The organism is Brevibacillus brevis (genome assembly GCF_031583145.1).
Lineage (GTDB): Bacteria > Bacillota > Bacilli > Brevibacillales > Brevibacillaceae > Brevibacillus > Brevibacillus brevis_E.
The window spans coordinates 3,388,635-3,404,803 of the sequence record NZ_CP134050.1 but is presented as its reverse complement, the minus strand read 5'-3'; the positions used below and the strand labels follow the sequence as shown (position 1 = coordinate 3,404,803).

Sequence of the window (16,169 nt, the reverse complement as noted above, 5' to 3'; positions counted from 1 at the left end):
CCATGGCACAAATGACAATGGTTCAAGCCATTACGGATGCAATGCGCGTCGAGTTGAAACGCGACGAGACCGTGCTTGTCTTTGGGGAAGACGTAGGGAAAAACGGCGGGGTGTTCCGTGCGACGGAAGGGCTGCAGGCTGAATTCGGCGAGCAGCGCGTATTTGATACCCCGCTGGCTGAGTCCGGTATCGGCGGTTTGGCTGTTGGTCTCTCGATCAACGGCTTCCGCCCTGTAGCGGAAATCCAGTTCTTCGGGTTCGTATTCGAAACCTTCGATGCGATCGCTTCCCAAGCGACTCGCATGCGCTATCGTTCCGGCGGTCGCTTTCACAGCCCGGTCACGTTCCGTTCGCCATTCGGTGGCGGCGTAAAGACGCCTGAGCTGCACGCTGACTCTCTGGAAGGTCTGATGCTGCAAACGCCGGGTCTGAAGGTCGTCATCCCTTCCAACCCGTATGATGCAAAAGGACTCTTGATCTCCGCGATTCGCGACAACGATCCGGTCGTGTTCCTGGAGCATATGAAGCTGTACCGCTCCTTCCGTCAAGAAGTGCCAGAAGGCGAATACACCATTCCGCTCGGCAAGGCCAACGTAGTGAAAGAAGGTACGGATGCTACCATCATCACGTACGGCGCAATGGTGCACACAAGCCTGAAAGCGGCGGAAGAAATCGAAAAAGCTCGCGGAGCGAAGGTGGAAGTGATCGACCTGCGTACGATCAGCCCGCTGGACATCGACACCATCGTCGAATCCGTGAAGAAAACCAACCGTGCGATCGTCGTTCAGGAAGCGCAAAGAACGTCCGGTGTCGCTGCGGAAATCATCGCGCAAATCAACGAGCGTGCGATTCTTCACCTGGAAGCGCCGGTTCTGCGCATCACCGCGCCGGATACCGTCTATCCGTTTGCACAGGCGGAAGACATCTGGCTTCCGGATGTAAAACGCGTCGTAGATGGCTTGACTCAAGTTTTGGACTTCTAATAAGAAGCTGACATAATCGGCGGAAAGATGAGAGCTTTCCGCCTTCTTTTGGCAATTTTAGGTAAAAATACGGCGAACTGTTTATAAGGAGGAGATATCGTGAGTCGTTTTACATTCAGACTCCCGGAGCTCGGCGAGGGCATCCACGAAGGCGAAATCGTCAAATGGCACGTACAGCCGGGGGATACCGTAGAAGAAGACCAGGTCATTATGGAAGTGCAAAATGACAAGGCGGTTGTGGAAGTACCATCGCCTGTAAAAGGGAAAGTGCTCGAACTGAAAGTGACAGAGGGGACCGTTTCCGTCGTAGGAGACCCGCTGATCGAGTTCGAAGTGGAAGGCGAAGTTCCAAACCTGCCGGACCACGGCCACGGCGATGCGCCTGCTGCTGAAGCTCCAGCAGCTGCGGAAAAAATGGAGCCAGGCTGCGATATCGGTTCTCAAGTAAGCGCCAATGCCAACCAAGCGCTTGAAACGCCAATGGCGCAAGCAACTGCGACAGCGGTGGCGGCACCAATCGACCGCAAGCATGTACTCGCGACTCCTTCCGTGCGCAAATACGCACGTGAAAAAGGCGTGCAGCTGGCGAATGTGCCTGGCACAGGCAAACTGGGCCGCATCACTCGAGAAGACATCGATCGTTTCGTAGCGGGCGGCGCAGCACCTGCAGCGGCAGCTCCGGCTCAAGCAGCAGCTGAAGCAGCGGCAGCACCGACAGGTATCGCACAAGCGGCAGCAGCGCCAACTGTGCACTACACGCCTGCCCAAGCTGGCGAATTGGAAGAGCGCGTACCGCTCAAAGGCATGCGCAAAGCGATCGCGAAAGCAATGGTGAAATCTGCTTACACCGCACCGCACGTTACCATTTTCGACGAGGTGGACGTAACGGCGCTCGTAAATATGCGCAAGGAAGCGAAACCACTGGCGGAAGAGCGCGGCGTGAAGCTGACGTACCTGCCAATGATCGTGAAGGCAGTCGTAGCAGGGCTGAAAAAATTCCCTGAGCTGAACGCTTCCATCGACGACGAAAAACAAGAAGTGATCTATAAAAAGTACTACAACATCGGGATCGCGACTTCGACCGAAGACGGCCTGCTCGTGCCGGTCGTAAAAGCGGCTGACAGAAAATCCATCTTCGAGATTGCCGGTGAGATCAGTGAGCTAGCGAAAAAAGCTCGCGATCGCAAGGCGACTACGGATGAACTGAAAGGGTCCACCTTCAGCATCACAAACATCGGATCCGCTGGCGGCATGTTCTTCACCCCGATCATCAACCACCCGGATGTGGCGATCTTGGGCGTAGGACGCATCAGCGAAAAACCGATCGTGAAAAACGGAGAAATCGTGGTTGGCCAAATGCTGCATCTGTCTCTCAGCTTTGACCACCGTTTGGTTGATGGCGAACCGGCTCAACGTTTCGTCAACTACGTGAAGCAGCTGCTGGAAAATCCGACGCTGCTCGTCATGGAGGGATAATGCGCAATGGTAGTAGGTGAATTTACCACAGAAGTGGATGTGCTTGTAATCGGTGCGGGTCCAGGTGGATATGTGGCGGCTATTCGTGCCGCCCAACTGGGCAAAAACGTAGTCGTCGTGGAAAAAGCGGACGTAGGTGGCGTATGCCTGAACGTCGGCTGCATTCCATCCAAAGCGATGATTCACGCGGCACACACATACGAGCATGCACAGCATACAGAATCCATGGGGATCACCATGGAAAACGTCAAAGTGGATTTTGCCAAAGTACAAGAGTGGAAAAGCGGCATCGTCAAACAATTGACCGGCGGCGTAAGCTCTTTGTTCAAAGGCCACAAAATCCAGGTAATCCCGGGTGAAGCATTGTTCGTCAGCGAAAACGAAGTACGTGTATTCCACGGCTACGATGTGAACCGTTACCGTTTCGAGCATTGCATCATCGCGACAGGTTCCCGTCCGATCGAGCTTCCTGCGTTCCCGTTTGGCAAGCGCGTCCTGTCTTCCACGGAAGCACTTAGCTTGACTGAGCTGCCGAAGAGCCTGGTTGTCATCGGCGGAGGCTATATCGGTATCGAATTGGGTACCGTGTTCGCGAAATTCGGCACCCAGGTCACCATCCTGGAAGGCTCCGATCAAATTCTTCCTGGCTTCGAGCCGGATATGCCTCGTCTGGTCGAGCGCAAGCTGAAAAAGCTCGGCGTGACGATCCATACGAAAGCACTGGCTCAAGGCATGGAAGAAACCGAAAACGGCGTTGTTGTTACGGCTGAAGTGAAAGGCGAGCAGAAGCAGATCGAGGCAGAATACGTCCTCGTGACGGTAGGTCGCCGTCCGAATACCGACGAATTGGGAGTACGCGATATCGGCATGAACTTGACCGATCGCGGTCTGATCGTCGTAGACAAACAAGGCCGTACGAACATCCCGAACGTGTACGCGATCGGCGACATCGTTGCCGGCCCAGCCCTGGCTCACAAAGCATCCTACGAAGGCAAGGTGGCTGCGGAAGCAATCGCTGGACATCCTGCTGAGGTGGATTACAAAGCCATTCCTGCAGTTGTGTTCTGCGATCCGGAAATCGCAAGTGTCGGGATCAACGAAAAAGAAGCAAAAGAAAAAGGCATCGATTACATTGTCGGCCGTTTCCCATTTGCAGCAAATGGCCGTGCGCTGTCTGTCAATGCGGGCGAAGGCTATGTGAAGCTGATTGGCGAGAAAGGAACCAACCTGGTTCTCGGCGCGCAAATCGTCGGTCCGGAAGCATCCAACATCATCGCCGAGATCGGACTCGCGATCGAAATGGGAGCGACACTCGAAGATATCGAGCTGACCATCCACGCTCACCCTACGCTGGGTGAAGTGACAATGGAAGCTGCTGAGCTGGCTTTGGGTCATCCGATTCACGTCATGAAGTAAGATGGCTGGTCAATAACAAAAGCCTTGCACACACAAACGTGCAAGGCTTTTTTCTTCCACATCTTACCCTTTCCACCGTTTCTTATATAATGTAAAATAGTGGGAGACACAAGTTGGGTGGGGGTCGGCAGCATGGAAACTACGAATCAGATGATTGATGACTTGCGCCGCAAACTGGAACGAGCAGCCAAGGACGCGGGTTACAATTTTCTTGACCCTGAAATCGTCAGGATTAGCCAGCAATTGGACAAATTGATTGTCGCCCATATGTTGCATGAAAAACGCCCTTCATAGGGCGTTTTTGGTGGAATCGGCCAGTGCGGTAAATGAATAGAGCAGATGTCCATTGACACCTTTCTTCGTGAGCAGCGGTTCCGCAAAATAGTAGTGGCTTGGGTATAGGACCAGATGCTGCACCTCATAGGAAGGTCCATCGGTGGGACAGGCTATCCGATGAGTGTCCGGATCGTAATAACAGGCGGGCAGAATCGATTGCAACAGAGCTACCAGCGACTGCGGGGAGTCAAGTGAAGCGTGGATACGCTCGGCTTCATTTACGAATAAGGGAGCGATCCCTTCCCAGTTGGTTTCAAAGGAAAGCTGCCAGTACGAAGAGACGAAAAGGCTGAATCGGCCTTTCACGTAGTCGGAATCCTCGCGCAAGTCACTGAAAATAGGCGGCTCTGCGTGACGCTGATTCCACTGTTCCAGGAGGGGATGCAGGCTTGTCACGAATTGCTCGGTTGGAAGCGTGAAGAAGTAGTCGTATAGATCGTTGATCGACATGACCCCCTTGGTCTGAAAGGGATCGAATGTATCCGGTATTCCGTAGCGGAAGAGGGGGAGCACATACTCCCAATCTTTTGTCATACGCGCGACTTGAATGTGCGATAGCTTTTCGCCGGCCCAATGGGAAAAACGCTCGGGCGGGTTCGGCTGCGCCAAAGTGTGCAGACTGGCAGCCAGCTCGTACAATGGCGAGACGCTGTAACTGAACGTGTCGGAAAGAGGGCGCGTGCCCGGAAGCGGAATGGTGAACATAGATACTTACCTCCAACAAGGATACTTCATCCATCATAGTTCATCCTTGTGGGACAATTCAATCTTTTTGGTGTAAAAAAAAGGAAAACCGAACACCCGACTCCATTTCGCAGCCGGGTGGATCCTTTTATCCTTCGCGCGTTTTGATCGCGCGGCTGTGGTTTTCCTGCTTCACTTTTTTGGAGCCAGGCATCGGCTCACCTGTTTGCTCCAAGCTTCTTGCTTCGTTATTATACGTTTGATGGGGGTTTTCATCCAGGATATGGTCTTTCTCCATACGATCAGCTCCTTTCTGTCTTGCACTTTTTGTAGTTTGTCGCAAGAGAAGGATGACGAACCATAGGAAATGCTGGTATTCTATAAGGAAGCATGTCCGCAGGTCGTACGATTGGCAATAATACGAGGTTGGCAGGAGCAACTTTGTTCAACATAATATTTATTATGTAAACCATTGTTCGCCCCATCTAGATGCACCAATCAAAAGGAGAAAGCATATGCCACTTTTGATCGCACCTGTGTTCAACACGACGACGCCAGAGCCGCTCCGGATCGATATGCCGAATTCCTATACGCTGGTTTCCGGTGCTGAAAATCCATATAAGATTGCATCCCGTTATTTGCGGAATGAAATGGATGAAAACAGACGGATGTTTGACAAGCGGGTCGACATGAGCAGCCTGTTCCTTGTCGGCGAATACCCGGAAATGCGGTTGACTGACGAGCGGGACTGGATCGAGGAAATTGAGAACAAGCTGAACCTTTCCAACGTAGACGGGATCTGTTCGATACCGTATGTCATTACGGCGAAAGGGAATTTGTTCGGAATCACTTATTTGAAGCGTTCCCTGGACGGAGCCAAATACGTGTTTGACGAACAGGCAAGGAAGATCTTCCTGTCGCTGCTGGATCGGGATCTGCCGACGCTGGCATTTCGCAGGTACGCTCTTTCTCTTGAAAAAAAACGCTACGAAGATCAGCTGCTGGACTTGTGGATCGGATTGGAGTCGCTGTTTGTTCCGGACGGGAAAAAAGGCGAAATCACATACAAGCTGAGGCTGCGAATGGCGTATTACTTTGGGGAAACCTTGCAGCAGCGGGAAAAGATTGCGCAGTTTATCAAAAAATCGTACAATCATCGTTCGGAGATCGTACACAGCGGAAAAGTGTTTGGCGACGCAATCAAGACGGAAGTCAGCATTTTGCGCCTGATGGCCCGTGCGGCGATCTTGAACGTAGCCATGGAAGGGATCAGCCTCCAAGATTTGCGCGTTCGCCTGGATCAGTTGATTTTGACCGGGGATAGCTATTTCACACGCTATGATCCGTCATTCTTTGAGAGAATTATTTTGTAAGCCTCTTCCGAGGAAACGAAAAGCAGGAGGAAAAACATGAGTGTTTTGATTGTGGAAAATTTGTCCCATGGATTTGGGGACCGCGTTTTGTTTCGCGATGTGTCATTCCGCTTGCAGCCTGGAGATCATGTAGGCCTCGTCGGCGCGAACGGCACAGGAAAGTCGACCATGATGAGTATCTTGACCGGGCAAAATATGCCGGATAACGGACGGATCGAATGGATGCCAAAAATCCAGTACGGTTACCTCGATCAGCATACCAAGCTGGAAGCGGGCAAAACCATCCGCGATGTGCTCAAGGACGCTTTTCTCCCGCTTCTGGAGCAGGAAGCCGAGCTGATGGCGATCGGGGAAAAGATGGCGGATGCCTCGCCGGAGGAGCTCGAAGAATTGCTGGAGCGCATGGGAGAAATTCAGGACCGTCTGGAGACCAGCGGATTTTACCTGATTGATGCCAAGGTGGAAGAGATCGCCAATGCACTCGGTCTGAGTGCAATCGGCCTGGATCGGGACGTCGCTGCTCTCTCCGGCGGACAGCGTACCAAGGTGCTCCTGGCGAAGCTGCTGTTGGAGAAGCCAACCGTGCTTCTGCTGGATGAGCCGACCAACTACCTGGATGAAGAACACATCGTCTGGCTAAAGAACTACCTGAAAGAGTATCCGTATGCGTTCATCCTCATTTCTCACGACACGACATTCATGAATGAAGTCGTCAACGTGATTTACCACCTGGAGTTTACCAAACTGAACCGTTATACCGGAAACTATGAATCGTTCCTCGCCCAGTCCGAAATGAAGCGTAACCAGCATCTTGATGCGTTTGAAAAGCAGCAGGAGGAAATTGCGCGCATGGAAGACTTCATCGCGCGCAATAAGGCTCGTGCTTCAACGACTGGCCGCGCCAAGAGCCGGCAGAAACAACTGGAACGGATGGAGCGGATCGACAAGCCGGAGTCGGCAGCCAAACCGACCTTCACTTTCAAGGAAGCCCGTGCGAGCAGCCGTTTTGTCGTGGAAGCGGAAGACTTGGAAATTGGTTACACCCATCCCCTTTTGCCAAAGCTGAGCGTGAAGCTGGAGCGCGGCGAAAAGGTCGCGATCGTCGGGATGAACGGGGTAGGGAAATCCACGCTGCTCAAGACTTTGCTCGGTGTGATCAAACCATTGAACGGGAAGCTGGACCAGGGCGATTTCCTGCATCCCGCGTATTTCGAGCAGGAAGTCAAAGCGAAGCCGATTACGGCCTTGGAAGAGGTATGGAACGAGTTTCCTTCGATGAATAACCATGAGGTACGCGGAGCTCTTGCCCGCTGCGGATTGAAAAACGAGCATATCAACCGCAATATGAACGCGCTCTCCGGGGGCGAGCAGGCGAAAGTGCGCCTGTGCAAACTTCTGCAGCGGGAGAGCAACTGGCTTGTCTTTGACGAACCGACCAACCACTTGGACGTCGTAGCGAAAGAGGAGCTCAAACGGGCCTTGAAGGAGTTTAAAGGCACGGTCCTTCTCGTATGCCATGAGCCGGAGTTCTACGAAGATTGGGTCACCCAGGTTTGGGACGTGGAAAAGTGGAGCCTGGAGCAAGCGAAGACTCCCATCAAACTGTAAAGGCAAAATCGAGGAAAAATGCCAACAGGCAGCCCTGTATAAAGCGGGGCTGCCTGTTTTTTGTGGCTAGGATCGCTTTGCATTTCGCATTCGAATCATCGACACGTGCGTGCCCTCCTGCCTCTCACTACTTAAATGACAGCCCAGGCGTTTGGCAGGTAGCGCCCCCGGTAATACGGACAGGATGTCTTGGTGATCGCCTCGCCATTGTGCAGCATCATCGAGCTCGAACCGCCGTCCATGGCCATCGCCGTGACGACTCCTTTTTCCTGCAAAAGCTCGGCCAAATCATTCATACTCGCGCCGATGGAATGGCCGGGCTGCCGTCCGTCGATAACGACAAACACGATCGTGCCGTCCGCCGTTTGCCCGATGGCAGTACGCGGCTGGATGCCCCAGCTGCGGGCCGGCTTCCCTTCGAACAGGTTTTTGCCGTTCACGATCAGCTGAGGGCGGAAGCTCATGGCATCCCGCACCCCCATCTTCACCAGCTGTTCGGCCGAGTAGCTTCCGGTGACCAGCTTGCCGTCATAGGTGATGCCGAGCGCCGTTTCTCCGCTCCGCGGATTGTACCCCTGCAGGATCTTTCCGTCGTGAATCACGAGCCCGTACGCTTTGGCCCCTTGCCCGTAACCGTCTGGGTCTGCAAAACCGCTGGCGTTTACAATGCCGATCGCGTTGGTTTTTTTGACGAACTCGTCCAGCAGATCTCCGCGTTCTTTGCGGTTTGTCACGAGCAGATGGACGCGGTCAGGATCGTGGATGTACATGATCTTTCCTTTGAAATAGTAATTGTCCTTCTTTTCGTTGATTTCTTCGACCTCGACCAGTTCTTTCGGCTTCTCCGGGACCGGTACGACAGCGGACTTGGTAGTGGGAAGCTCCGTTTCGGTGGTTTCCGGCTCGGAATTGATGACCTGCGGATGCCTGATCTGCTCTTTCAAGGCGTTCAGGCGCTCCTCGGGAATGAAGGTATAAGGGGCCCAGTAATCGTGCTGGGTCGTCAGCAGTGTACCGGCAGCCCATTCTCGCAGATCCTCTCCTGTCTGTGTGCCAAATAAAAAGATGATTCCCCCCAGTGCCAATGTTGTGAAGGTCAAGGCACTGACCAAGACCAGGCGCTTGACCCAGCGCAAAGGTCGGCGGGCAGTTCGTTTGTAGGAGCGAGTGCGGGATAGTGTTTGCATGTGTGGTTCACCTGTCCGTCAGAAAATAATCATTCTACAAGAATGGACGTATCAGTAGGTAAAAAGTTTCAGGGAAATAACAGAAGCGGCCAGTGGGCACACTACCGGCAGGAGGTGAGCCGCGTGCGAGGCTACGATGAAGAGTTTCAGAAAGAAGTAGAGGCTTACCAACAGGGGCCAAAAGGTACCCGGAACCAAACCACCAGCCGGGATCGCCAGGACCAGGGAGAAATGCAGGAGACCCGCATGGACACGAACAACGGGTAATGGGTCGCCGGGCGAAGTCGCAGAGGCTTTCGCCTGGTTTTGCTTTGGCGGCAAATCCTCTGTTCCCCTCGGGCAAAGTGTGGTAAGCTTACCCAATGCAACATTTTTCATGCCAGGAGGGTTTTTGTGAGTACCACGTTTGCTGATTTGCACATTAGCGCGCCGCTGCTCCACGTATTGCGCGAAAGAAATATGGAAAAACCGACTCCCGTCCAAGAGCAGGCCATTCCGCTGATCTTGGAAGGAAGAGATGCATTGGTGGAATCCCCGACAGGAACGGGCAAGACGTACGCCTATTTGCTGCCGATCCTGTCCAAAGTGAATCCGGAACAAAAAGACGTCCAGGCACTGGTACTGGCTCCTACCCATGAGCTGGTCATGCAGATCGCACAGGAAGCGGATCGGCTGCTTGCCGGGCAGGAACTCGCTGTGCTGCCAATCATCGGCGGCGTGGACGTCAAGCGCCAGGTAGAACGGCTGAAAAAAATGAAGCCGGTGCTCGTGGTTGCTACACCGGGAAGACTGCTCGAGCTCCTCGAGCAGCGCAAGCTCAAGGTACACGAGGTCAAAACGGTCGTGGTCGATGAGGCGGATCGGATGCTGGACGCCGGCTTCGGGAAGCCGGTCGGCGAAGTCATGAAGCGCACCTTGCGGGATACACAGCGTTTGCTGTTTTCCGCTACGCTTCCAGCAGGCGTCATCGGGGCTTCGCAAGCGTTTACGAAAGACCCGGTCGTGATTCGCGCCGCTGCGCCTGAGGGTGCGGCAGGCGTCGCACACATGTATCTGGTGAGCGACCCCCGCAAAAAAGTGGATACGCTGAGGCGGCTGCTGCGGCTGGTCAACGTCCGGTCTTCCATCGTTTTCGTCAACCAGATCGAGAAAGTCGATGAAATCGTCTCCAAGCTCAATTTCCACCACCTCCCTTGCAGGCTGCTGCACCGGGATGCGACGAAAGAAGAGCGCGCCCTTACCTTGAGGCAATTCCGGGAAGGAGTTTTTCCCGTGCTGATCACCACGGATGTGTCTGCTCGTGGCATCGATATTCCGGAAGTGGAGTGTATCGTTCATTACGATCCTGCCCCTGATGCTGATACGTATGTTCACCGCAGCGGGCGCACCGGTCGGATGGGAAGAGCGGGGCTTGTGTTTTCCATCATCAGCAGCCAGGAGCGGTTTATCGTCCAAAAGTTTTCCAAGCAGACCGGATTGCCGATCGACGAGAAGGTCATGTCGCACGGTGCCTTGGAAGATCCGCGGCCGTACCAAAAGGCACCGGGTGCAAAACCAAGGACCGGGGGAGCGCCAAAGTCCAAGCCGGAAGCGGCAAGACCCGCGAAAGATGCAAACCGCGTACATAAGAAAGGCGGCTTTGGAACAAAGTAGGACGAGAGAAGCATACTCTTGTCTCTAGGAGGTTTCCATGCGCAAAGATCGTTTGTACGAAGAAGACTTGCTGGTAAACGGCACGGTCGGCGGCGAGGTCTTGTCCAAGCATGAAAGGCAGACGCTGCGGCGGGAAGCGGGCGAACTCAAGGAAAAGATCGAGCAAGCCAAGAACGAGCAGATCGCGGAGTAAAAGAAAAAGAGCAGAGCCGCTGCAAGTGGGACTCCACTTCAGGCTGCATCTGCTCTTTTTACATGGAGAGGCCGGCGACTGACGCGCCTTCGTCCCTGTTCAGGTAACGCTCAAGGTCGGACAGGAGCTGCCGGACGTTTTCGTACGGGGCATCGATCTGAAGCAAGCGCCTGATTATTCCGTGAACATCTTCGGACAAGTTCAATTCTTCTTCCCAGCTGCGCTCCGGTGCATGGTCGTCCGCGTCGTAGCCGGAGTAGAGCAAGAACAGGAAAAAATGCCCCAATGCATACAAATCGCTGGTCGGAGCGACTGCCCTCTTCAGTTGTTTCTCGGAAGGATAGTCGCTGAGCGCGTCGGCTGTGTAGGTCGGACTGTCGCCGACAAATCGGGCGAGGCCGAAGTCGATCAGGTATGGCGCGTCATCGTGCCAAATGACATTGGGAATGCGCACGTCACGGTGAATGATCCCGTGGTCGTGCAAATGAGCGACGATCTCTCCGATTTGCTGCATCAAGCGAGCCGCTGAGCGCTCGTCCAGGATCACCAGCTGCTCGAACAAGGCCTCCTCCAGTGTGGGTCCCTCGATGAACGTCATACAAAGAAAAGAGTCTCCACGGTAGGTGAAGGAGTTCAAATAACGGGGAATTCGGGGATGGGAGAGCGTTGCTAGCACCTTCTTTTCGTAGTCCTGCATGGCTTCTCCTTTCGGGGAGCGACGAAGGCTGGGCTTTACCTGTTTGAGAACGACCTGTGTGCGGTTCGTCAAATCGGCTGCGAGATAGGCAATCCCGTAGCTGCCCATTCCCAGCACGTTTGATATCCGGTATTGATGGATCCGGCGTCCTGGGGAATACGGACGGTCTCGGACGTGATCGTTCCACCAATTCATGAGTTTGTTCCACATGTGCGTTCCATCCCCCCTCCTTTCTATCATACCATGCGGAAGAAAAATGACTGACCGCTTTTTGCTCAGGTTTGCTATAATCATCTCGTTACATGCAGACAGGAGCGGAAATGAGATGAATTTTACGGTTGATTGGCTTGCCTTTTTCCTGATTGAACAGCCGCAGGATGAGGAAGCCCCAAAAACAGTGAGAATGGCCCGTTACTTGAGCCATGACGACTACCAAAAAAGCGAGCTGCGAGACTTTTTGGAAGGGGAATACGCACGTATCGCCAAGCGAAAGGTCGAATTGAATCCAAAGACGGAAGGGACGCCGACGAAGCTGGGACAATTCGTACTGGAACCGGGACACCCGCTGGAATCGAACCCGAACTACGCTCTGCTGTCGCGGCTGCTGCAGGCGGACACCGCAGGAGAGAGCCAGGCGCCATGCCAGGAGCTGATCCAGTCGTATTTGCGGACGTCTCAGGTGCGCGGCGGCGTCATGATCGTGGCCAGAACGAGACTGGAGCTGCTCGACGAACGGTATGTATTTATCCTGAAGTGCGACTTCGAGCAAAAGACAGCGGTCATCACCGACGAAAAAAGCCTGATCTCGAATGTGCAGATGGCGATCAACGCGAAAAACATGAAATCGCTGATGTATCCACACATGATCGAGTCGGGCATGAACGATCCGTACCATGTGAAAATTCACCAGTTTTCCCATGCACGGTACTTTGAAGAGTTTTTGCGGTTTATCGAATATCCGCAGACGGTGACGCAGATCGTGTCCGATGAAGTGATTTCGCTTGCCCGGCAGCATATCGAGTACACCTATCCGGAGGAAACGGAGGAGCGGCTTCGGGAGGAGGAAGCGATCGAGCTTATCGCCGCCAGCCCGAAGCGCGAATTGGCGGAGAAGTGGGAGCATGAGACAGTGATGGAGGCGATGCAGATCATCACCGATCGCCAGCCTGAAGTGGAGCTGAAATTCAAGCTGGATCACATGCAGATCCGCACGCTTCTGGCCGACTACGGGACGAATCTTCACATCGCGAAAGTGAACGGCAGATACTTGGTGTTGCTCGAAGGCGAACAGCTTCAGTTCGAACGTGGAGTGTCGCCGGTTGAATTTGTCAAACCGAAGGCATTGGCAGACCTCGTCCGGGAAATCGAGTCGCGAAGCTTGGCGGAGCGCGAAGCAGCGCCTGCGCTTGCGCCGTCCGAGGAGGAACGGCCGCCTTGGGAGTAAAGGAGGAAGTATTTTGATATGAGTGGGAATGAGCCAGCATCGCCAAACCGTTCTGCCAAAAGGAGCTTGTCGGGTCAGGAGAACAACATCTATCCGGTTCTCCGTCACGTTTCCATGATCCAGAAATATCCGGACCGCTGGGTGACAAACCCGCATACTGCCGATACGGCGATCCTGTACGCCCTGGATGAAGGGGAAGGATACAGTCTGATCGAGACGAGCATGCTGAAGGAGGCCGGCTGGAGTAACGAACAGCTGCATGACTATGCCCTGGCGAATTTGCAGGCTCTCTCCTTTACGGTCAAGACCCAGGAGGTGGGCGACAGCCGTATCCATTTCATCAGTCCACCGGATGGCTACGCGGCCAGCCGGATTTTGCTGACATCGCTCTTGCAGGATTTTGACCGCAACAAGCGAACGAGTCAGCTCGGAGTGGCGATTCCCCATCAGGATGTTTTGATTGTGGCTGAGCTTGATTCCGATACGGGCGCCCATTTGCTGGCCCGCTTGACCTTCGACTTCGCCTCCAAAGGCCAGGTGCCAATCTCGGTGCTGCCTTTTTTCTGGGAAGACGGAGAGCTGACGCCGTATCTGGTCGTGTCGCGCGGGGGGAACACTACGATCGAGCGGGGCACGCGCCCGCCTCAAAAATGAATCATGTACTCCGAATGCTGCCGTACGTCCAGTCGGCAGCTTTTTTTCTCCCCCTTTTCCAGTTTGTGGTATGATAAACAGCTAGGAGGAGAGGGTGGTTCCGATGCACACATTTATCATAGGACTGTACGGCGGGTTCGATGAAAAAAAGTACGAGAGGGACTTTCGGCAGGGCTTTTACGGGATCGAGGCTTGCCTGTTTGAGACGGAAGCGGACATTTCGAGATTGTCGGCTGCCTCCAAAGAACGCCACTTTCAGATCGGGATTCACTTTCCCCTACGGAAGGATGCCGCCAGACTGCGCGATGCCCTTTTCCTCGCGAAGGAGGAGCACGTGCGTCAGGACGCGCTGGACTACATTGATCGAGAATTGGCTGCAGTGGCTGAGATTCAGCCTGCGTACATGCTTTTCCATTATCCGAAACCAGTGATTCTGGACGATCGAGTCGACTGGAGCCGGTGGAATTTCACGGATCCACGGGAATACGTGTACGAAAGCGAGTACGGTCAAGAAGAATGGGCGGACAAAACCGAACGGCTGTTTTCGTGGCTGGCGGTCAAGGCGAGGGAATACCGCGTTACGCCGGTTTTGGAGTTTGACGCGTTGAACCGGTATGTGTATGAGTCGCCATTTCTGGCATCCCTGCTCGACCGATACCCCGAGATCCGGCTGTGCCTGGATGTGGGAAGGCTTTACGTGCAGGAGCGAATCGACCCATTCTTTGATGCGAAAAAAGTACTGGAGATGTACGGGAAATACGCGTTGACCGTCCATCTTTGGAATATGAAGATCACAGACGCGTTCGAGTACAACCATCATCCCGCTCTGCCCTCTTGCAAGCCGGAGGATGGCTGGGCGCCGATCGAAGAGTATTTGCGGATCATCAAAAGGGAAAATCCCCGAGTGAAGATCGTATTTGAGCATCGCTCGGACCGGATTTCGGACGAACAGCTGGATGACTGTTACAGATGGATCGATCGCATCATGAACCAGCCATAGCGCCCGCCGGCCAAAAGCACCAGTATTCCTTCGGGGAGACGATCTAGACCCGCTCCAGAGGTTGGTGAGGCTCCGGCGGAAGCTCGACGAGGATGGGATCCCCGGGGCGAACGATACCGCCGGCAACGACGATACCCATCACTCCGGCCTTGCGAACAAGTTGGCCGTGTTCGTCATGGTCCAGCAGGGCGTTCATCAATCCCGGCTGAAACTGGTTCAATTGCTGGCAAGGATTGCGCAAGCCTGTAATCTGGACGACAGCGTCTTCCCCGATGCGCAGGATCGTTCCTCTCGGCAGTCTCAATAATTCGAGACCGCTCGTCGTTATATTTTCTCCGATCTGGCCGGCAGAGACAGAAAAGCCCGAATCCCGCAGTTCCTCGAACACCTCGGAATGAATGAGATGCACCTGCCGCAGGTTCGGCTGGGTCGGGTCCTGTGCGACCCTCGAGCGGTGCTTGACTGTCTCTCCCAAGTGAGCGTCGCCCTCCACGCCCAGTCCCGCGAGCAAACGGATGGCGTCTGTGTTCGTTTTGCTGAACGAGTGAGTCCCACTGACACTTACGGCTACTACCTGTGCTGGATGTTTGGTCATGCCAAAAAGCACCTCCTTTACGCAATTGTAAGCGATTGCCCGAAGCGGCGGGGGGGAAAATTTCTGACTCAACGAAAAAAACAGGAGGAATGTGTATGAGAATCCTTTCCGTTGCATGGCTCATTTCAGGTGCGGTGGCTGCGGTGATGGGAACCTTGCCGCTGCTCTTTTCCTATCCATACTGTCAGGACTGTGCGCATTCAGGCCCGTCCAATAGTTGGGAGCTCTTGCTGATGATCTCATACGAGGGTAAGGGATGGTATTTGGGTATCGGTCTCGTGCTGCTGCTGCTCTCCATCCGTTCGATGATTAGACAGCGCCGCTTGTCGCAGTAGCCCAATCGCTTGGCTCGCATTTGGCAAATGGCATTGTACGTGAGCAGGCTAAACATATCCCTACTTGATCTGTAGGTTTTGTTGGTTTAAACTATTGGGTAACAGAGGAACCAGAATGGTCAAGCCGATCAGTAAACTGAAGGCTCCTTCACGCATGTGTCAGATGCAGGCGGGATGGAGTCTTTTTCGTATTCAGAATGTTGAAGGGGATGAGCGCATGGAATATTTTTGTCAGACCTGTCAGCATGTTTTTGAGACGGAAGCGGAGCTGTGTCCGCACCTCTCCCAGTTTTTTACCCGCTTGCACGGACAGAAACTCTGGCGGATCCGCTTTCTCCATCGTTACGCGTACGAGTTTTACAGTGACTCACAATTGCAGGAGCTTCTTTCCAACCGGCCTTTGATGGTTTCGGAAGTACTATGTGTCGATCAATTCGATTCTCGCACGTTTTCCGGTCGAAATGCTCTGGGAGCTCGCGTATCAATCTTTGATTAGCCTGCAAAGCGAGAAGTGGTGTGATCGACGGCAGCATCG

Annotated in this window: 19 protein-coding genes; 14 read left to right on the top strand and 5 right to left on the bottom strand. The window is 53.9% G+C overall.

Going from position 1 to position 16,169, the window contains the following annotated elements:
• The first annotated feature begins 2 nt into the window (after positions 1 to 2).
• From RGB73_RS16915 to RGB73_RS16900, 4 genes are all read left to right on the top strand, one after another.
• Positions 3 to 983: an alpha-ketoacid dehydrogenase subunit beta gene (locus tag RGB73_RS16915; RefSeq protein ID WP_310763810.1), complete on the top strand. Its 981-nt coding sequence runs from the start codon at positions 3 to 5 to the stop codon at positions 981 to 983.
• A 99-nt stretch (positions 984 to 1,082) separates the two neighbouring features.
• Entirely contained in the window at positions 1,083 to 2,459 is a 1,377-nt protein-coding gene (locus RGB73_RS16910) for a dihydrolipoamide acetyltransferase family protein (protein WP_310763808.1), read from the top strand.
• A gap of 6 nt (positions 2,460 to 2,465) precedes the next feature.
• On the top strand, positions 2,466 to 3,875 hold the full coding sequence (lpdA, locus tag RGB73_RS16905; RefSeq protein ID WP_310763806.1) for a dihydrolipoyl dehydrogenase: 1,410 nt from the start codon (positions 2,466 to 2,468) through the stop codon (positions 3,873 to 3,875).
• Positions 3,876 to 4,007: 132 nt separating this feature from the next.
• Complete coding sequence (locus tag RGB73_RS16900; protein ID WP_310763804.1) at positions 4,008 to 4,169, top strand: aspartyl-phosphate phosphatase Spo0E family protein; 162 nt, start codon at positions 4,008 to 4,010, stop codon at positions 4,167 to 4,169.
• On the opposite strand, the gene RGB73_RS16895 is transcribed toward RGB73_RS16900, so the two are convergent.
• The gene (locus RGB73_RS16895) at positions 4,164 to 4,916 is read right to left on the bottom strand and encodes a hypothetical protein (RefSeq protein WP_310763802.1); all 753 of its coding nucleotides are present in this window, start codon (positions 4,914 to 4,916) and stop codon (positions 4,164 to 4,166) included. The genes RGB73_RS16900 and RGB73_RS16895 overlap by 6 nt on opposite strands.
• A gap of 127 nt (positions 4,917 to 5,043) precedes the next feature.
• Positions 5,044 to 5,193, bottom strand: coding sequence for a small acid-soluble spore protein P (locus tag RGB73_RS16890; RefSeq protein ID WP_310763801.1), 150 nt, complete (start codon positions 5,191 to 5,193; stop codon positions 5,044 to 5,046).
• Positions 5,194 to 5,410: 217 nt separating this feature from the next.
• Here RGB73_RS16890 and RGB73_RS16885 point away from each other — a divergent pair, with 217 nt between their 5' ends.
• Both RGB73_RS16885 and RGB73_RS16880 read left to right on the top strand, forming a co-directional pair.
• Positions 5,411 to 6,268, top strand: coding sequence for a HEPN domain-containing protein (locus RGB73_RS16885; RefSeq protein WP_310763800.1), 858 nt, complete (start codon positions 5,411 to 5,413; stop codon positions 6,266 to 6,268).
• A gap of 36 nt (positions 6,269 to 6,304) precedes the next feature.
• Positions 6,305 to 7,876 carry an ABC-F family ATP-binding cassette domain-containing protein gene (locus RGB73_RS16880; RefSeq protein ID WP_310763799.1) on the top strand — a complete coding sequence of 524 codons (1,572 nt, stop codon included), beginning with the start codon at positions 6,305 to 6,307 and terminating at the stop codon, positions 7,874 to 7,876.
• A gap of 131 nt (positions 7,877 to 8,007) precedes the next feature.
• Here the strand turns inward: RGB73_RS16880 and RGB73_RS16875 are convergent, their stop codons facing one another.
• A complete protein-coding gene (locus RGB73_RS16875) occupies positions 8,008 to 9,063 on the bottom strand; it encodes a phosphodiester glycosidase family protein (RefSeq protein ID WP_310763798.1) in 1,056 nt (351 codons plus the stop codon).
• Between the two features lie 123 nt (positions 9,064 to 9,186).
• Between RGB73_RS16875 and RGB73_RS16870 the strand changes: the two genes are divergently transcribed.
• The 3 genes from RGB73_RS16870 to RGB73_RS16860 all read left to right on the top strand — a co-directional run bounded on the left by RGB73_RS16870 (position 9,187) and on the right by RGB73_RS16860 (position 10,909).
• Entirely contained in the window at positions 9,187 to 9,330 is a 144-nt protein-coding gene (locus RGB73_RS16870) for a hypothetical protein (protein WP_310763797.1), read from the top strand.
• Positions 9,331 to 9,456: 126 nt separating this feature from the next.
• Positions 9,457 to 10,716: a DEAD/DEAH box helicase gene (locus RGB73_RS16865; protein ID WP_310763796.1), complete on the top strand. Its 1,260-nt coding sequence runs from the start codon at positions 9,457 to 9,459 to the stop codon at positions 10,714 to 10,716.
• A gap of 37 nt (positions 10,717 to 10,753) precedes the next feature.
• The gene (locus tag RGB73_RS16860; protein ID WP_310763795.1) at positions 10,754 to 10,909 is read left to right on the top strand and encodes a hypothetical protein; all 156 of its coding nucleotides are present in this window, start codon (positions 10,754 to 10,756) and stop codon (positions 10,907 to 10,909) included.
• 58 nt (positions 10,910 to 10,967) lie between these two features.
• On the opposite strand, the gene RGB73_RS16855 is transcribed toward RGB73_RS16860, so the two are convergent.
• Positions 10,968 to 11,816 carry a serine/threonine protein kinase gene (locus RGB73_RS16855; protein ID WP_310763793.1) on the bottom strand — a complete coding sequence of 283 codons (849 nt, stop codon included), beginning with the start codon at positions 11,814 to 11,816 and terminating at the stop codon, positions 10,968 to 10,970.
• A gap of 115 nt (positions 11,817 to 11,931) precedes the next feature.
• On the opposite strand from RGB73_RS16855, the gene RGB73_RS16850 reads away from it, so the two are divergent.
• The 3 genes from RGB73_RS16850 to RGB73_RS16840 all read left to right on the top strand — a co-directional run bounded on the left by RGB73_RS16850 (position 11,932) and on the right by RGB73_RS16840 (position 14,704).
• On the top strand, positions 11,932 to 13,050 hold the full coding sequence (locus RGB73_RS16850; RefSeq protein WP_310763791.1) for a DUF3900 domain-containing protein: 1,119 nt from the start codon (positions 11,932 to 11,934) through the stop codon (positions 13,048 to 13,050).
• Positions 13,051 to 13,068: 18 nt separating this feature from the next.
• A complete protein-coding gene (locus RGB73_RS16845) occupies positions 13,069 to 13,704 on the top strand; it encodes a DUF1444 family protein (RefSeq protein ID WP_310763789.1) in 636 nt (211 codons plus the stop codon).
• Positions 13,705 to 13,807: 103 nt separating this feature from the next.
• Positions 13,808 to 14,704 (top strand): sugar phosphate isomerase/epimerase family protein, encoded by an 897-nt coding sequence (locus tag RGB73_RS16840; RefSeq protein WP_310763787.1) that lies wholly within the window; start codon positions 13,808 to 13,810, stop codon positions 14,702 to 14,704.
• Positions 14,705 to 14,747: 43 nt separating this feature from the next.
• Here the strand turns inward: RGB73_RS16840 and RGB73_RS16835 are convergent, their stop codons facing one another.
• The gene (locus RGB73_RS16835; protein ID WP_310763786.1) at positions 14,748 to 15,299 is read right to left on the bottom strand and encodes an MOSC domain-containing protein; all 552 of its coding nucleotides are present in this window, start codon (positions 15,297 to 15,299) and stop codon (positions 14,748 to 14,750) included.
• Positions 15,300 to 15,394: 95 nt separating this feature from the next.
• Between RGB73_RS16835 and RGB73_RS16830 the strand changes: the two genes are divergently transcribed.
• Both RGB73_RS16830 and RGB73_RS16825 read left to right on the top strand, forming a co-directional pair.
• Positions 15,395 to 15,634, top strand: a complete 240-nt coding sequence (locus tag RGB73_RS16830) for a hypothetical protein (protein WP_310763784.1) — start codon at positions 15,395 to 15,397, stop codon at positions 15,632 to 15,634.
• A gap of 115 nt (positions 15,635 to 15,749) precedes the next feature.
• Positions 15,750 to 16,130 (top strand): hypothetical protein, encoded by a 381-nt coding sequence (locus RGB73_RS16825; protein ID WP_310763782.1) that lies wholly within the window; start codon positions 15,750 to 15,752, stop codon positions 16,128 to 16,130.
• The last annotated feature ends 39 nt before the right edge of the window (positions 16,131 to 16,169 follow it).

Excerpts from the sequence above, each read along its gene's own strand:
- RGB73_RS16900 (WP_310763804.1), top strand. The coding sequence starts at position 4,008 with ATGGAAACTACGAATCAGATGATTGATGACTTGCGCCGCAAACTGGAA.
- RGB73_RS16855 (WP_310763793.1), bottom strand. The coding sequence starts at position 11,816 with ATGTGGAACAAACTCATGAATTGGTGGAACGATCACGTCCGAGACCGT.
- RGB73_RS16845 (WP_310763789.1), top strand. The coding sequence starts at position 13,069 with ATGAGTGGGAATGAGCCAGCATCGCCAAACCGTTCTGCCAAAAGGAGC.
- RGB73_RS16885 (WP_310763800.1), top strand. The coding sequence starts at position 5,411 with ATGCCACTTTTGATCGCACCTGTGTTCAACACGACGACGCCAGAGCCG.
- RGB73_RS16895 (WP_310763802.1), bottom strand. The coding sequence starts at position 4,916 with ATGTTCACCATTCCGCTTCCGGGCACGCGCCCTCTTTCCGACACGTTC.
- RGB73_RS16835 (WP_310763786.1), bottom strand. The coding sequence starts at position 15,299 with ATGACCAAACATCCAGCACAGGTAGTAGCCGTAAGTGTCAGTGGGACT.
- RGB73_RS16840 (WP_310763787.1), top strand. The coding sequence starts at position 13,808 with ATGCACACATTTATCATAGGACTGTACGGCGGGTTCGATGAAAAAAAG.
- RGB73_RS16860 (WP_310763795.1), top strand. The coding sequence starts at position 10,754 with ATGCGCAAAGATCGTTTGTACGAAGAAGACTTGCTGGTAAACGGCACG.
- lpdA (WP_310763806.1), top strand. The coding sequence starts at position 2,466 with ATGGTAGTAGGTGAATTTACCACAGAAGTGGATGTGCTTGTAATCGGT.
- RGB73_RS16875 (WP_310763798.1), bottom strand. The coding sequence starts at position 9,063 with ATGCAAACACTATCCCGCACTCGCTCCTACAAACGAACTGCCCGCCGA.
- RGB73_RS16830 (WP_310763784.1), top strand. The coding sequence starts at position 15,395 with ATGAGAATCCTTTCCGTTGCATGGCTCATTTCAGGTGCGGTGGCTGCG.
- RGB73_RS16825 (WP_310763782.1), top strand. The coding sequence starts at position 15,750 with ATGGTCAAGCCGATCAGTAAACTGAAGGCTCCTTCACGCATGTGTCAG.
- RGB73_RS16880 (WP_310763799.1), top strand. The coding sequence starts at position 6,305 with ATGAGTGTTTTGATTGTGGAAAATTTGTCCCATGGATTTGGGGACCGC.
- RGB73_RS16890 (WP_310763801.1), bottom strand. The coding sequence starts at position 5,193 with ATGGAGAAAGACCATATCCTGGATGAAAACCCCCATCAAACGTATAAT.
- RGB73_RS16850 (WP_310763791.1), top strand. The coding sequence starts at position 11,932 with ATGAATTTTACGGTTGATTGGCTTGCCTTTTTCCTGATTGAACAGCCG.
- RGB73_RS16915 (WP_310763810.1), top strand. The coding sequence starts at position 3 with ATGGCACAAATGACAATGGTTCAAGCCATTACGGATGCAATGCGCGTC.